General features: G+C 34.9%; 15 protein-coding genes. 7 read left to right on the forward strand and 8 right to left on the reverse strand.

The features are described from left to right. Positions 1 to 32: 32 nt before the first annotated feature. A complete protein-coding gene (locus tag ACGH6R_RS07425; protein WP_081299091.1) occupies positions 33 to 359 on the reverse strand; it encodes a winged helix-turn-helix transcriptional regulator in 327 nt (108 codons plus the stop codon). Positions 360 to 599: 240 nt separating this feature from the next. Between ACGH6R_RS07425 and ACGH6R_RS07430 the strand changes: the two genes are divergently transcribed. Beyond that, a complete protein-coding gene (locus ACGH6R_RS07430) occupies positions 600 to 2,789 on the forward strand; it encodes a heavy metal translocating P-type ATPase (protein WP_411599294.1) in 2,190 nt (729 codons plus the stop codon). 91 nt (positions 2,790 to 2,880) lie between these two features. On the opposite strand, the gene tilS is transcribed toward ACGH6R_RS07430, so the two are convergent. Next, a complete protein-coding gene (gene tilS, locus ACGH6R_RS07435; RefSeq protein WP_411599382.1) occupies positions 2,881 to 4,161 on the reverse strand; it encodes a tRNA lysidine(34) synthetase TilS in 1,281 nt (426 codons plus the stop codon). Between the two features lie 32 nt (positions 4,162 to 4,193). After that, positions 4,194 to 5,411 carry a cystathionine beta-lyase gene (gene metC / locus ACGH6R_RS07440; protein ID WP_411599295.1) on the reverse strand — a complete coding sequence of 406 codons (1,218 nt, stop codon included), beginning with the start codon at positions 5,409 to 5,411 and terminating at the stop codon, positions 4,194 to 4,196. 77 nt (positions 5,412 to 5,488) lie between these two features. Between metC and ACGH6R_RS07445 the strand changes: the two genes are divergently transcribed. Continuing rightward, positions 5,489 to 6,127, forward strand: a complete 639-nt coding sequence (locus ACGH6R_RS07445) for a 4'-phosphopantetheinyl transferase family protein (protein WP_411599296.1) — start codon at positions 5,489 to 5,491, stop codon at positions 6,125 to 6,127. Between the two features lie 52 nt (positions 6,128 to 6,179). Here the strand turns inward: ACGH6R_RS07445 and ftnA are convergent, their stop codons facing one another. Together ftnA and ACGH6R_RS07455 are read right to left on the reverse strand one after the other, a co-directional pair. Then, entirely contained in the window at positions 6,180 to 6,698 is a 519-nt protein-coding gene (gene ftnA, locus ACGH6R_RS07450) for a non-heme ferritin (protein ID WP_267358913.1), read from the reverse strand. A gap of 107 nt (positions 6,699 to 6,805) precedes the next feature. Beyond that, positions 6,806 to 7,579, reverse strand: a complete 774-nt coding sequence (locus ACGH6R_RS07455; protein ID WP_411599297.1) for a tyrosine-protein phosphatase — start codon at positions 7,577 to 7,579, stop codon at positions 6,806 to 6,808. A gap of 94 nt (positions 7,580 to 7,673) precedes the next feature. On the opposite strand from ACGH6R_RS07455, the gene pepB reads away from it, so the two are divergent. Next, positions 7,674 to 8,966: an aminopeptidase PepB gene (gene pepB / locus ACGH6R_RS07460; protein WP_411596787.1), complete on the forward strand. Its 1,293-nt coding sequence runs from the start codon at positions 7,674 to 7,676 to the stop codon at positions 8,964 to 8,966. Between the two features lie 153 nt (positions 8,967 to 9,119). Beyond that, a complete protein-coding gene (locus ACGH6R_RS07465; protein ID WP_411599298.1) occupies positions 9,120 to 9,722 on the forward strand; it encodes a tetratricopeptide repeat protein in 603 nt (200 codons plus the stop codon). Between the two features lie 100 nt (positions 9,723 to 9,822). Here the strand turns inward: ACGH6R_RS07465 and ACGH6R_RS07470 are convergent, their stop codons facing one another. Further along, positions 9,823 to 10,386, reverse strand: a complete 564-nt coding sequence (locus ACGH6R_RS07470) for a peptidylprolyl isomerase (protein ID WP_267379647.1) — start codon at positions 10,384 to 10,386, stop codon at positions 9,823 to 9,825. Between the two features lie 310 nt (positions 10,387 to 10,696). On the opposite strand from ACGH6R_RS07470, the gene ACGH6R_RS07475 reads away from it, so the two are divergent. The 3 genes from ACGH6R_RS07475 (at position 10,697) to robA (ending at position 13,058) form a co-directional block, all read left to right on the forward strand. Then, positions 10,697 to 11,368, forward strand: coding sequence for a phosphoribosyltransferase family protein (locus ACGH6R_RS07475; protein ID WP_411599299.1), 672 nt, complete (start codon positions 10,697 to 10,699; stop codon positions 11,366 to 11,368). A gap of 105 nt (positions 11,369 to 11,473) precedes the next feature. Next, positions 11,474 to 12,049 carry a Fe-S biogenesis protein NfuA gene (nfuA, locus tag ACGH6R_RS07480; RefSeq protein WP_065558691.1) on the forward strand — a complete coding sequence of 192 codons (576 nt, stop codon included), beginning with the start codon at positions 11,474 to 11,476 and terminating at the stop codon, positions 12,047 to 12,049. Between the two features lie 94 nt (positions 12,050 to 12,143). Next, positions 12,144 to 13,058, forward strand: a complete 915-nt coding sequence (gene robA / locus ACGH6R_RS07485) for an MDR efflux pump AcrAB transcriptional activator RobA (protein WP_267350297.1) — start codon at positions 12,144 to 12,146, stop codon at positions 13,056 to 13,058. Positions 13,059 to 13,119: 61 nt separating this feature from the next. Here robA and trpR read toward each other — a convergent pair whose 3' ends face one another. After that, positions 13,120 to 13,401 carry a trp operon repressor gene (trpR, locus tag ACGH6R_RS07490; protein ID WP_218837341.1) on the reverse strand — a complete coding sequence of 94 codons (282 nt, stop codon included), beginning with the start codon at positions 13,399 to 13,401 and terminating at the stop codon, positions 13,120 to 13,122. 11 nt (positions 13,402 to 13,412) lie between these two features. Further along, entirely contained in the window at positions 13,413 to 15,350 is a 1,938-nt protein-coding gene (sltY, locus tag ACGH6R_RS07495) for a murein transglycosylase (RefSeq protein ID WP_411599300.1), read from the reverse strand. Positions 15,351 to 15,419 lie beyond the last annotated feature (69 nt).

Genomic DNA, 15,419 nt, shown 5'->3' on the forward strand with positions numbered 1-15,419 from the left:
TAATTGATGCAAAGCATCTTGTATTAAAGTGATTATTGTTTAGGTTGGTCAGCTATTGCTGCCATTGTACAATTGATATTCAGCCCTTGGCGATTTAAACAATGGCTTCCCCATTGATACATTGCTTCTAGTACAGGTTTAATACTTTTGCCAAAATCTGTTAAGGAATATTCTACTTTTGGTGGGACGACAGGAAACACTTTTCGGTTGATTAATTGATTGGATTCGAGTTCACGTAACTGCTGAGTTAACATTTTTGGTGTGGCGCAAGGAATTTCTTTTCGTAACTGAGAAAATCTTAATGTTTTGTTTGTCATCAGTTTCCATAAAATTAATGATTTATATTTACCTCCAATCATATTGATTGTTGTTTCAACCGGACAGTGAATAACAGATTCCAAGCTTTGCTCGTTGTTATAGGTTTTAACTAAATGATTTTTCACTTAATGCCTCAATAGTATCTTTTTGGATAGTATATATCAAAAAAGTGCATTCTTGTTATTCGAATAATTAGTATTAAAATATTTGTTAAGTAATCAAAAAAATTTGTTGAGAACGTTTTTTAATCTTAACAACCCTATCACCAAAGGATGCGTCAAATGAAAACAGTTGAATATAATTTTTATGTTGAAGATATGAGCTGCGCATCATGCGTTAGTCATGTTGAAAAGGCGATTAAAAAGGTTGATGGAGTAATTGATGTTAGCGTGAATCTAGCGACTGAAAAAGCAACCGTTAAAGCAAATTCAAATGTTAATTTAGCAACACTGATGTCAGCGGTAGACAAAGCAGGTTATCATGCGGTGAAAATGACGGATCAGCAAACACATGCAAAAGATACTGAAAAACAAGCATCACTTTGGCCGATTGTGGTGTCCATTTTATTCGCTATTCCTTTTGTTTTACCAATGTTATTAGAGCCATTTGGTTTCCATTTAATGATGCCTGCATGGTTACAATTTATTCTGGCTTCGATTGTTCAATTCGGTCTTGGTGCTAAATTTTACCGAAGTGGTTTTAGTGCTTTAAAAGCTTTCACTGGTAATATGGATTTATTAGTGGCTATAGGTACCAGTGCAGCTTATGGTTTATCGTTATATCAATTAATTACAGGGCATTATGATCATCTCTATTTCGAATCATCTGTTGTAATTATAACTTTAATCTTAGTGGGTAAATGGTTAGAGTCAAGAGCGAAACATCAAACCACACAAGCGATCGAAGCACTTTCAGCATTAAGACCTGAAGTCGCTTTAGTCAGACAAGGGGATCACGAAATTAGTTTACCGATTAGCCAAGTTAAAGTGAATGATATTGTCGTGATTAAACCCGGTGAACGTATTCCGGTTGACGGTATTATTATGGAAGGTGCATCCAGTAGTGATGAATCGATGTTAACAGGGGAAAGCTTTCCAGTTAATAAAACTGTTAATGATGTGGTCACGGGTGGTACCATTAATGGTGAAGGACTGATAATCGTCAAAACTACCGCTATCCAATCTGATTCAAAACTGTCTAAAATTATTGAAATGGTCGAATCTGCACAGGCTAAAAAAGCACCTATTCAGCGAATTGTCGATCGTATCAGCGCAATTTTTGTCCCAGTCATTTTGATCATTGCTTTGATTACCTTATTGGCTTGGGGAATTATTTATCATGATTGGCAACAAGCATTACTTCATGCCGTTGCTGTATTGGTGATTGCTTGCCCATGTGCTTTAGGATTGGCAACACCCACAGCGATTATGGTTGGCACGGGTGTGGCTGCACGTCAAGGTATTTTGATTAAAGATGCTGAAGCTTTAGAAACCTTGCATAATGTTAACACTGTCGCATTTGATAAAACAGGCACCTTAACAGAAGGTAAACCTGACTTGGTGGAAATCGATGTCGTTGGAACTGAAACACCCGATCAGATTTTGTCACTTGCTGCATCGATGCAAGCTGGTAGTGAACACCCATTAGCAAAAGCTATGTTATCTAAAGCTAAACAATATGATTATGCGAAAAATATTACATCAGTAACAGGATCGGGCGTCATGGCAACGATTGATAATACCGAATACTATTTAGGAAGTTTGCGTTGGATGAAATCGTTAAACGCCTATTTTGTAAACATGGATGATAAAATAGATGAGCTAACCAGTAAAGGGTACACTATTTCATTTTTGGCTAAACAACAAGCTGAAGATAGTGTCGTGATACTTGCTTTATTTGGCTTTGCTGATGTGATTAAACCTGAAGCGAGAAATGCAATTGATGCATTACATCAATTGCATGTTAATACTGTCATGCTAACTGGTGATAATCAACAAGCGGCAAATTATGTGGGTCAACAATTAAACTTAGATAAAGTGATAGCCGAAGTGTTACCCCAAGATAAAGCCAACTATATATATCAATTGCAAAAAGAGAGCCATACCAACACCAATAATCAAGTAGCAATGGTAGGGGATGGCATTAATGATGCGCCAGCGTTGGCTGCCGCTGATATCGGCATTGCCATGGGAACAGGTACTGATGTGGCAATGCATACAGCAAGTATTACCTTAATGCGAGGTAATTTATACCTTATCGCTGATGCTATTGATATTTCTCGTCGAACATATAATAAGATCAAACAAAACTTATTTTGGGCGTTTTTCTATAATTTAATTGGTATTCCATTAGCGGCATTTGGTTTTTTAAACCCAATGATTGCTGGCGCTGCTATGGCTTTAAGTAGTGTTAGTGTGGTGACTAATGCATTATTACTAAAACGCTGGAAGCCAAGAGCAGAAACAAAATAAAATTAGCTTGTTAACCTTTAACTTAAGGGGCAATGGATAATGTCCCTTAATGGTTTGATAGCTGATTGATAATGAGCAAGTGGCTTATGTGCTAAGTGACACGAAAATCAATTTGCGAACCTTTTCCTTGGTCAGTCACAAACACGCCGACAGCGCAAATAAGTTGTTCATCATAATATATCAAAGGGATGCGTGTTCGCATCCAAGGTGGAATATGGTTTTCTTGCCATAGTTTTTTGATTGCTCTTGAGCCTTGACGATTAACGATTTGAAGTTGTCCTTGAGCATGAAAGCGTACAGTAATATGTTCGTCTCTGTTCGGTAGACGACACGTTAAATCATTTTGATAAAGAGCATGTAACTCACCGATATGATCGGGTAAAACTAAAGGTGAAGTCAGATCCCAATTTATGACTTCTAGTTCAGTATCTTTATAGAGTGGCAATAGATAAAGTAAATTTTGATAACGGCGAATTTGCTTATGGTGTAAAACGAATTGCGGATTAGCATCGTTCTTTGCTTGAACAACGGTTTGCCAAATAAGTGCTAGTTGTTTTTGGCTAGGCATCATAACGTGTTGATGTCGTAGCCACATGCGTAAAATGGCATTGCGTTTATATTCTGAATAATCGCGTAATGGTGACAAGCGTAGCTGACCTTGCTGGGTTAATACTTGATGAAAATCGTTAAGTAACAGCTCGTTAATTAAAGCTTCTTGTTGTTGGCAAAGCGATGCACTTCGGGCAACCATTTGTGAAAACTGAGGCCAACGTTGATCAATAATTGGCAAAACATTTAATCTAAGAAAATTGCGATCATAATGGTCATCTTGATTACTTTCATCTTCTATCCAAGTTAATTGATGCCAATTGGCATACGCTTCTATTTGTTTACGTGAAATAGTGAGTAACGGTCGAAGATGTTGTTGGTTTTCAACGGGCATGGCTGATAACCCTGATGGACCGCTTCCTCTTTTTAAAGCTAACAAAAACGTTTCGCATTGGTCATCAAGATGTTGAGCTGTGCATAGCATTTCATCGCTTTTCAAATGATGATAAATCGCTTGATAACGAGCATGTCGAGCTTGTTCCTCAATATTGCCTGCCGAGGTATCAAGCTTAACCTTTTCAATAATAAAAGGGATTTCCCATTGTTGGCATTGTTGTTGGCAATGGCTTGCCCAATTATCTGCATTTTGACTTAAACCATGATGAATATAAATGGCTCGTACTGCTAAATCAGCTTGTTGTTTCAATTTGACTAGTGCATGTAGCAATACAGTGGAATCAACCCCACCACTATAAGCTACCAATAGCTTACGGTGTTTTTTTAAACATGTTGAAATGGTCTGTGTGATGGTTTGATCAATCATGAGTTGACTTTGGTTATCCATGTTTTTCCTGATTATACTAAGCTTTGTAGTGCATTTGCTTTATGATTATGTTGATTGATTCTTTCTAAACCAGCAGCAAGATCCGCAATTAAATCTTCAGGATCTTCAAGACCGATATGTAATCGGATGAGTGTGCCTGTAAAACTAATACCCGAAACAGGTCTAATTTTAGCTAGTTCTTCCGGTTGATTGGCTAAAATTAATGACTCAAATCCGCCCCATGAATAAGCCATAGAAAAATGGGTTAAATTATCCAGAAAATCGGAAAGTTGAACATCACTTAGGCGATCATGAAGTATAAAAGAAAATAGTCCACTTGCTCCCGTAAAATCACGCTTAAAAAATTCATGTCCTTTACAACTTTCTAATGCTGGGTGATTCACTGTTGCAACTTGCGGGTGATTAGCCAACCATTTTGCTATTTTTAATCCACTTTCATGATGTTGTTTTAATCTGATAGCTAAGGTGCGTAACCCTCGTGCTGCCATATAAGCTGTATCGGCATCGCACATTTGTCCCATTAAATAAGAACGTTCTCGTAGTCTATCCCAGCATCTTTCATTAGCAACCGCGGTACCTAACATTGCATCAGAATGACCAATTAAATATTTTGTGCCTGCCTGAATTGAGATATCAATATCATGCTCTAAGGCTTTAAACAATACACCAGCAGCCCAAGTCGTATCCATCATAATGATAATATCAGGATTTACATGGCGAATCGCTTTAACGATGGCCGGTACATCATGCACTTCCATGGTAATGGAGCTTGGCGATTCTAAAAATACGATTTTGGTATTCGGTTTAATATGGTTACTGATATAGCGACCAACTAAAGGTGAAAAGTAATCGGTTTCGACGCCAAGATCCTTTAAAATATGATTACAAAATTCTTGAGTTGGTTCGTAGCTGGCTTCGGATACAAGGATATGATCCCCGGTTTTTACAAAAGCTAAAATGGCATTAGCAATTGCAGCTGCACCACATGGATAAAGATAACATCCGGCTCCGCCTTCAATTTCAATCATGGCATCTTGAAGTGAAAAGTGGGTTAATGTGCCTCGGCGTCCATAGAATAGTGCCCCTTTGGCTCGATTTTCTGTTGCTTCTTTTTTTGCAGCGACAGTGTCGAAGACTAATGAAGAAGCACGCTGAATTACCGAATTTACAGCGCCTTGGGTATAGCGTTTTTTGCGACCAGCATTCACTAATTTGGTTTGTAATGACATGATGTATCCTTAGCTATCTGAGAAATTTTAATAACAGTTAGCATAGCATGCTGTTAAAATAGTAAAAAATAATTTTTATGAATACTGGTTTTTCAATTATGCTAATCGTCCAACTAGCCAATTTAAATACGGCGACAATTAATTATGCGTTGTTATCAGAGCAAATTATCAACGATGCCAATCAGATGAATGGGCAACGTAAAAAACAGTTTTTAATCTGTCGTTCGATATTAGCAGATTTGCTTAATCAGTATTGCCATTGCTCTACCTTGCCAACAATCGTAATCGGTGAAAATAGTCGCCCATGTTTTTTAGATCGAACTCTTCCTGATTTTAATATCAGCCATAGCCAAGATAGGGTAGCTGTCGCGATATCTTTAAACGGTAAAGTAGGTTTAGATATTGAACTTGCTCGCCAGCGTAAACACTATTTAAAAGTAGCAGAAAACTTTTTTGATGATGATGAATATCAATGGATGATAGCGCAAACCGATACATTATCGGCTTTTTGGCAATTATGGACGTTAAAAGAGTCTGCTTTAAAGCTGTATGCGAAAGGTGTTTGGCAAATGAAATCTGTGAAAATTGACCTTAATCACCAATTGATTCATGCTCCTTTTGCAAGTCATTTTTATTATCAATATCAGCAGATTGATGATGTCCATTTGGCGGTCAATAGTAGTGTGCCGATAACAAGGTTTATCTTACAACATTAAAGACGCTAATCTGCCACATCAAAAAATGAAGCAGATTAACATGTTGTATTAATTATTCGTTGGTCGTTAATAAACCTGATTCACTTAACGTTTTGTTAAAATCTTTATCCATAAAGAATAGGTCACGCTTATTTTCACCGACTAATTCTAGTTTATCGACAATGCTTTTGAAGAGTTTTTCTTCTTCATGTTGTTCAGAAACATACCATTGTAAAAAGTTAAATGTCGAAAAATCTTTCTGTGTTAACGCATAATCAACCAGCGCATTAATTGCTTTGGTAATTTTAAGTTCGTGCTGATAAGCCACTTTAAATAATTCAAGTAAAGAAGGATATTGTGATTCAGGGGCTTCAATTTTGCCAATTAAAGCTAAGGAGCCACAATCTAAAACATAATCAAATAAACGCTCCATATGTTGGCGTTCTTCACCCGCATGATCTCTTAAAAACTTTCCGAAAGATGGAAAATTTTGGTCATCACACCAAGCACTCATTTGTAGGTACAGATTTGAAGAGTAAAACTCTAAATTTAATTGCTCATTAAGCTTTTTGACCATTTGATCGGTTAACATTTTTATTTCCTCACATTGCTATTTTATGACTTCACATTTCAATCGATAACATCGTTGATGTGATTATTATTTATGTATAGATTAATTATCTATATCGTTAATATTGTCTAAATTAGATAAAGGTCTTGAAGTACCTTACTTTTGTTATTATCTAATTGATATTCCTGAGCTAACCAATTATCAATAGTCTGATAACGCTGTTTAATTGCCGTTATTGCGGCGGTTAGGTACGCTTCTTTAGCAGCAAAAATCACTTTTTGATTTTCAAGTTCGGTTGCCGTTAATTGGTTTTTATTCTGGTTAAGAATGGTGTCACGAAAATCTTTTAATAATTGTTCGGTAAGTAGATAGTCTTGCATGACAACGTCTTCACTCACGCCTAATGCAAACAGTGTTAAAGCGACACCAATGCCCGTTCTATCCTTGCCGACAGCACAATGCTGAACTAAGGGCTGCCCATTACCATTTAATAAAATGTCAGTGAGTTTTTGATAAGCAGGATTATTGAAAGGTAATAATTGATAAAGTTTGATCATAAAATCAAAGGGTGACGTTTTTTTAATGGTAAAAATATCATCTTCAATTTCTGAGGTTAAACTGGCTGTCACTTCATCACTTAATGGATTTGCCGGAACATTAATATAGTTGGCATTACGCCATAAATTGTCGGGATAGCGATTGATTTCGTTCGGATCTCGATAGTCTAAAATGTAGTGTAATTTTAATTCATTCGCTAAGAAGTCTTTTTCTTGTTCGCTAATACGTGAAAATTCACCTGCACGATATAATTTTCCTTTACGTATTTGACGTCCATCTTGTGCTTTAATTCCACCTAAATCACGAAAATTAATTCCATTTTTTATTGGTACAGCAGATGTCATAACGAATCCTTATTTATTCTTAACCTGCTTGCTATATTAGCATGTTTCTGATTAGAATTAAGCCATTGTTTTATTTTTATCAATAATTGGAGTTCTGCTTATGTCGATGTTATCTATTTTACTTTCTGAAAAACCTGCACCCTCGCAATGGGGTAAAGATGCACTACTGAGTTTTTCAGATGAATCAATTACCATTCATTATAAAACTGAGCATCGTTTAGGGGCAATTCAACGTGCAGGGCGTAAACTCGATAATCAAGGTATTAAATCGGTTAAACTTAGTGGTCAAGGATGGGATTTAGAAGCTTGTTGGCATTTTTGGTTGGGTTATCGTAATGCAAAAAACAACAATAAAGTCACTTGGGCAAAGCTGGATAGCAAAGATAAAGCAGAATTAACACATCGTCTGGCCATTATTGATTGGTGTCGAGATATTGTTAACCAGCAAGCGGAAACATTGAGCCCACTTGAATTAGCTACGCAAAGTGCCAAACTCATCAGTCAATATTCGACAGACGTAACATACAAAATTATTTCAGGCGAAGCATTAAAAGAGCATGATTATATGGGGATCTATACTGTTGGTAAAGGCTCAGATAGACCGGCAGCGCTACTTGAACTTGATTATAATCCGGGTAAAAATCCAACAACACCGATTACTGCTTGTTTAGTGGGTAAAGGGATCACATTTGATTCTGGTGGTTATAGTTTAAAACCAAGTAGTTTTATGGAGTCGATGCGCTCAGATATGGGCGGAGCAGCGCTAGTCGCTGGTGCATTAGCGCTTGCTATTGCACGAGGCATAAATCACCGTATTAAACTTTATCTATGTTGTGCAGATAACTTAGTGAGTGGTAGCGCTTTTAAACTAGGGGATATTATTTGTTATCGTAATGGTAAAACAGTTGAAATTGATAATACCGATGCTGAAGGGCGTTTAGTGTTAGCCGATGGGTTAATTTGTGCCGATAATGATAAACCACATTATATTATCGATTGTGCAACATTGACGGGGGCAGCTAAAATTGCGGTGGGTAATGATTATCAATCACTACTTTCATTTGATGATAAATTTGCTCAATTGTTATTGGCAAGTAGTGATATTGAACATGAAGCATTTTGGCGTTTACCGTTAGCTGAATTTCATCGTTCTCAATTCCCTTCATCATTTGCCGACATGTCCAATTCTGGATTGCCAAATACAGCAGGGGCAAGTACTGCTGCGGCATTTTTATCACATTTTATTAAAAATTATCAACAAAACTGGTTACATATCGACTGCTCAGCCACTTTCCGTAAAAGTGCAACTGCATTATGGGCAACGGGAGCAACAGGAGTTGGGGTCAGAACTATTGCTCACTTATTGAGTAAATTAAAAAAAGCATGATTCATTGTTAAGGGATGTAATATCTATTTATTAAAACCGATTAGTTTAATAATTCTTAATAATTTTTGTTATTGCTAATTTAAATTTTTTTCCTACAATAGGCAGAGTTTAAAATTTGTCAAATATTTATAATTTAGAGATATAAGGAAAGTTATGAAAAAAGTATTTTTTATTTTGTTAACAGTATTGTTTTCAAGTACAACCTACGCTGGCGAGTGTGAAAAATATTGGAATGCAAAAGAGTATGATAAAGCTTTTGATGCTTGCCAAAAAGAAGCCGAACAAGGTGATAAGAAAGCTCAATTTTATTTGGCTCAAGCTTATGAGGAAGGTTTGGGCGTTGAGGAAGATTTCGATAAGGTATTACATTGGGTAACTAAATCAGCAGAACAAGGATATGATCAGGCACAATATTATTTAGCACTAATGTATGATGAAGGTGAAGGTGTTGAAGAAGATGATCAAAAGGCTGTTTATTGGTATACAAAAGCTGCCGAACAAGGTTTAGTTGATGCTCAATATAATTTAGCGATTATGTATGATGAAGGGGAAGGTGTCGAAAAAAATAAAGAAACAGCAGTGTTTTGGTATAAGAAAGCAGTGGAGCAAGATTCGCCAGAAGCGTTAAATAATTTAGGTGTCATGTATTACAATGGTGAAGGAGTAGAAAAAAATAGACTGTTAGCCATTAAGTACTTTAAGAAAGCCTGTAGTCTTGGCATAGATGAAGCTTGTGATAATAAAAGCTTGCGATAATATAAAACAAATAGAACTAATTAAAATATGTTAAAACTGAACTGTCTTAAATCATTAAGACAGTTCTTTTGAATAAATGAAGTAGAATAAATAAAATCATTTATTCTGTTATGATAATTGCTTTTTTAATATAAATTGGCTCAATCGGTACATTTTGATGTGGGCCCATCCGTTTAGTTGGCACATTGACAATTTTATCAACAACATCCATTCCTTTTATCACTTTTCCAAATACTGCGTAACCATAATCTTTGGATGGATCGTGGTTGAGAAAATGATTATCGACAACATTAATAAAAAATTGGCTCGTTGCACTATCGATGACACCGGTTCTGGCCATTGCAATCGTACCACGCACATTTTTTAATCCATTATCTGCTTCGTTTTTAATTGGGGCATTTGTTTCTTTAAATTTTAATTCACCGTCTGCTCCACCACCTTGAATCATAAAATTAGGGATCACACGATGAAAAGTGGTGTTTTCATAGAAACCACTTTTAACATAATCAAGAAAGTTTTTGGTCGTAATTGGTGCATGCTCATTGTCTAATTCAATTTCAATATCCCCCATACTGGTTTGCAACAATACTTTTGTATCTGCTAATGCAATGGGTGAAAGTAAAATTAAGCACAATGTGATGATTAATGATCTGATTTTATTCATTATATTTGTTCCTTAGTCCATTTGTTTGTTGATTATACCGAATATAAAATTTATTTAAATAACAATTGTGCAAAATACAAAAAAATTTTGTGAAATAGTTCGAGTTATTGTTTATTTAATATTTTTCAATATGTTAAATAAGATATTATAAGTAAGTTTTTACATTTGAGTACTATTTTTATGGCTGAAAAAAGTATTTTTTGAACGATATGCGATGGTCTGAAAACAAACTCTTAGTATTGACGTTTTATCCTTTATTAAATGATTGTTTTAAATTTTTGGATGACATTATTTTTAAAGTTGGAGAATTATGCGTTGCTTCTTATGCAATATGCCATTATATTTGGCACATCATGGAATTTGCTATCAATGTTTAAAAAACATACCGAAATTAAACAAGGTATGTCCGCAATGTTGTTTACCGCATTCTTTATTCACTCAGATTTGTTATCGTTGTCTTGAAAATAAACCCTATTGGGATACATTAATTGCGACTAGCGAATACATTAATCCGTTAAAAAAATTAATTCAGCAATTAAAGTTTTATCATAAAACGGAACTGACATTGGCACTGGCAAGATTAATGTTTTTAACATGGTATAAAAAACGACTTGCAAATGAAATCATAAAACCGGATTTAGTCACTTGCGTTCCATTACATCATATACGTTATTGGTCAAGAGGATTTAATCAAGCAGAATTGTTGGCAAAAGTGATAGCGAAATGGTTAAATTGTGATTTTTATCCTCATTTACTCTATCGACATCAACGAGCAATAGATCAGAAAAAGCTTTCATTAAAAGAACGTAAACAAAATGTAGAAACACTTTATGAATGTCGAAAAAATCTTTCTCAAAAATCGGTAATGCTTATTGATGATATTGTCACTACGGGAAACACAATAAATGCTGTTAGTCAGCAACTAAAAAAATGCGGGGCAATGAATATTCAAGTGATTTGTTTATGTCGCACAGTATTGTAAAATTGTAAACAGTCCCTATAATAACCAACATAGTTAGTCAACTATTACAACAAATCAATTAGCTAGTTTATTACCTAATTGCATCAAAAGTGAGGGGTTATGTCTATTATTACCATTTCTGAATCAGCTCAGCAACATTTCAAAAAACTACTAGCCAATCAACCACAAGATACACAAATTCGTGTCTTTGTCATGAATCCTGGTACGCCAAGTGCAGAGTGTGGTGTTTCTTATTGTCCTGCTGATACTGTAGAAGATAGTGATATAGAAGAAAAGTTTGCAGATTTTTCGGTATACATTGATGAAATGAGTGCACCATTTTTAGAAGAAACCGTTATCGATTATGTTACTGATGAATTGGGTTCGCAATTGACGTTAAAAGCGCCAAATTCCAAAATGAGAAAAGTCAGCGATGATGCACCTTTAATTGAACGCGTCAATTATACGATTCAAACTCAAATTAACCCTCAACTTGCTAGTCATGGCGGTATGGTAAGTTTAATTGAATTAACAGAAGACAATTATGTTGTCCTTCAATTTGGGGGGGGCTGTAACGGTTGTTCAATGGTTGATTATACGTTGAAAGAAGGAATTGAAAAACAATTATTAATGGAATTTCCTGAACTTGCAGGCGTAAAAGATGTGACTGAGCATCAAGCAGGAACACACTCTTTTTGTTAAGAAAAACTAAATAATTTGGATTTAAATCTTGCTTATTGCTAAGATTAAGTCATAATCGCATGATGTCTGCCAGTTCACTTTATGATGGGGTTTTATGAATCAAGTCAGCATTATTTCAGATCTTATCGTTTGGATTGAAAAAAATCTGGAGCAGCCTTTGTCTATTGATCATGTTGCTCAAAAATCAGGTTATTCAAAGTGGCATTTACAACGTATGTTTAAAGAAGTAACCGGTCAGGTACTTGGTACTTACATTCGTCATCGTAGGTTAACTTATGCTGCACTTTCTTTACGAATGACGAGTAAGCCGATTTTAGATATTGCCATGCAATATCGTTTTGATTCTCAGCAAACATTTACCCGTTCTTTTAAAAAACAGTTCAATGAAACCCCAGCAAGTTATCGACGCGCTGAATTTTGGGATCCGACAGGATTAACGCCAGCAATTGAACTTAATAAAACTCAGCTTACATTACCCGAACCCAAATTCGTTAATATGCCAAAACAGACATTTTGGGGTATTACTTATAAAAATAACTGTAATTTAAGTAAATTATTAGAGGAAGAAAATAAGTTGCGAGGGCAATTTTTTCACAATTATCTTTCTCGTTATACCCATAAAAATGAAATTCTGCCGGATAAAATTTATGCTTTTAACCGTATCTTGAAAAGTAAAGAAAATGCTAATGAACAAGAGTTACTTTATACTATAGCGTTAGAACACAATAATCATCTTGAGTATATTGAACAGTTTGTTAGCGAAGGTGGTCTGTATCTTTGTTTTAAATATATTGGCACACCAGAAAACTTTAAAGATTTTATTTCTCAGGTGCATTTAGCTGCGATGCCAGCTTTAAAAGTTCATTTACGTGCCGGATGTTTAATTGAAATCCATCATAATCGAGATAAAAATACGGTTGAAACGGCAAAAGATATCCAACGTATGGAATGCGATTATTGTGTGCCAGTTGCAACAGAAAATGAAGTTCTTCTAAAGAAAAATTCGTAGTAATTCTAAGTTGTTATCTGTAATCAATCTTGTGACTAATTGTAATAACCTAGCATTATAATCAATTTAACAATGTTTTTTCTAACCATTGTCTAAATTCTGGTGATGCTTCTTTCAAACTGTTTGATCCACGTGTGACAGTGGCAATACCAATACCTAATTGTTCTTTAAGCTGTCTTTGATTTATTGAACCATCAAGTAAAGAGTGAATTATTTTCACTCGGGTAATTAAAGCATCACGTTCATCTGCGGTTAGCAGCAGTTTAAATATATCCAGTGAATAACCATCATTAAATGCTTGGTGTAGTATTTCAACTGTTTGTTTCCATTCTTGAGTTTTCATAATGCCCACCATTAATAGGTTCTGTTAAATTCGTTTGCGGTAAAAATATTATGCCTTTTTTGACCTAACAAATTTTGATAAATATAATCATAAACTAAAACATTTTTAACATAATTACGTGTTTCAGTAAAAGGAATACTTTCAATAAAAGCTACTGCATCAAGTTTACCATCACTATTATTTAACCATCGTTTAACTCGACTTGGTCCAGCATTATAGGCTGCTGACGCCAAAATACGATTTTTAGCATTTTGTTGATAAACATTATTGAGAAAATATGTCCCTAATTCTATATTTGTCATTGGATCAGAAAGCTGAGATGTTGATGTGTAACTAATTGAGCTAACTTTTTTTGCTGTTTCTTTTGCTGTCCCAGGCATTAATTGCATTAAACCTTTTGCCCCAGCAGGTGATTGTATCGTGGCATCAAAAGCGCTCTCTTGACGCGATATAGCCAGCGCATAAGAAAGAGATATCTCTTTACCTTTTAATGCCTGTTTATATATATCTTCATACATAATAGGTAAGCGCTCTGTCCAATTATTCCAAAGTTTTCCAGATATTGTTGCTTGGATACTAAGATCTCCCCAACCTTTATGATAAGCATATTGAGCTAAATCTAAATATTCATTATTTTCAACGTGATTATTCAACATAAAGCGCCATTCGCGTGTTGATTCTGTTAACTTCTTCCAGAAACGTAATTCTTTAATTCGTTTTATAACAGTTTGATTATCATACTTAGATTTTAAATTTGCTATCTCGGCTTGCGTAATTTTTCTGGATTGGTTGTTAAGAGAATATTTTTGCTTAAGCAATTGAGCGCTGACCATGCCATAAAATCCACGATTAGCCGATAATTTTTTCAAAATGGTATTGGCTTCATTTTTTTTGTTTTGGTCTAAATAGACGCGAGCTTGCCAATATTGCCATTCTTCTTTTAATTTATCTTCGGGTGTTAATTGTGATAACCAATAAGCAATATCTTTATAATTATTTTCATCAATCGCAACACGAATGCGTTTTTCAACTAACGTTGTATCATGATACTTGGAAATGTAATCATCACGCCATTTAATTTGCTCATTTGTCGCAGAATCACTGAAAAATCTGTTTGCTAAATTTTTTTGTAATGCAATGAGTTCGGTTTCGCTTAGATGTTGCTGCTGTACCAGTTTTGGCAATAGTATTTGCGCAAAATTCATATCCGCTTTAACTACTCGAGGAAAAGAAGCCAATACAATTTTTTTAGTAAAATTGCTGGTTTTAATATTTTTAGAGAAATCCTCTAATTTTTTCGGATTATCTAATAAAGCATATAAATTACTTTTGGTTGTTTTATAGTCATTATCTAATAAGTTGATTAAATATCGTGCTAATTTTAAATTATTCGCTTCTATGGCAAGTTCAATTCGTAACAAAATGATATTGTTTGTTTGTTTTCCAGCATCTTTCCATGCATTAAGAAGAGGATCACAGGCAGAAGGTAATTCTTTTCCTGTTAGCCACAATGATTCTACTGTCTCTATAACAGATTGATTACCCTGTTGTAACAAAGCGTATTGATAACGGCAGTTAGATTGAATTGAGTTATCTTTAGGAAAGTCAACAACAGCAGCCCAATCTTGACGATTGGTCAATTCTGATAAGAAAGATTGATTTAATGATGCTGTTAACGGAAATTTACTATACTGAGTGACAAAATTGCTCACCATATCTGGGGAAACCGTTTTGATATTTGTTTGAAAATATTGTACTGCAGCATAAGGATACAGTGGGTAATCTTTTAGCTCTTTTAAAAGAGCGGTTTGTTCATTAAGATTGAGTGATTGATATGAGTTAAGCCATTTTTTGTAATTAGCTCGTAAATCTTGCTGCGTATTAACCGCGATTGCACTTTTAGTAAAGAGTAATCCTATTATTAAAATACACTTTAATAGTGATTTCATTGCTCAACTCCTATATCAAATTAGTTTACTAGATTAGCATATTTCACTATTGTTCGTCGATGAAAGAAC

This window comes from Gilliamella sp. CG13, from assembly GCF_046635805.1.
Lineage (GTDB): Bacteria > Pseudomonadota > Gammaproteobacteria > Enterobacterales > Orbaceae > Gilliamella > Gilliamella apicola_I.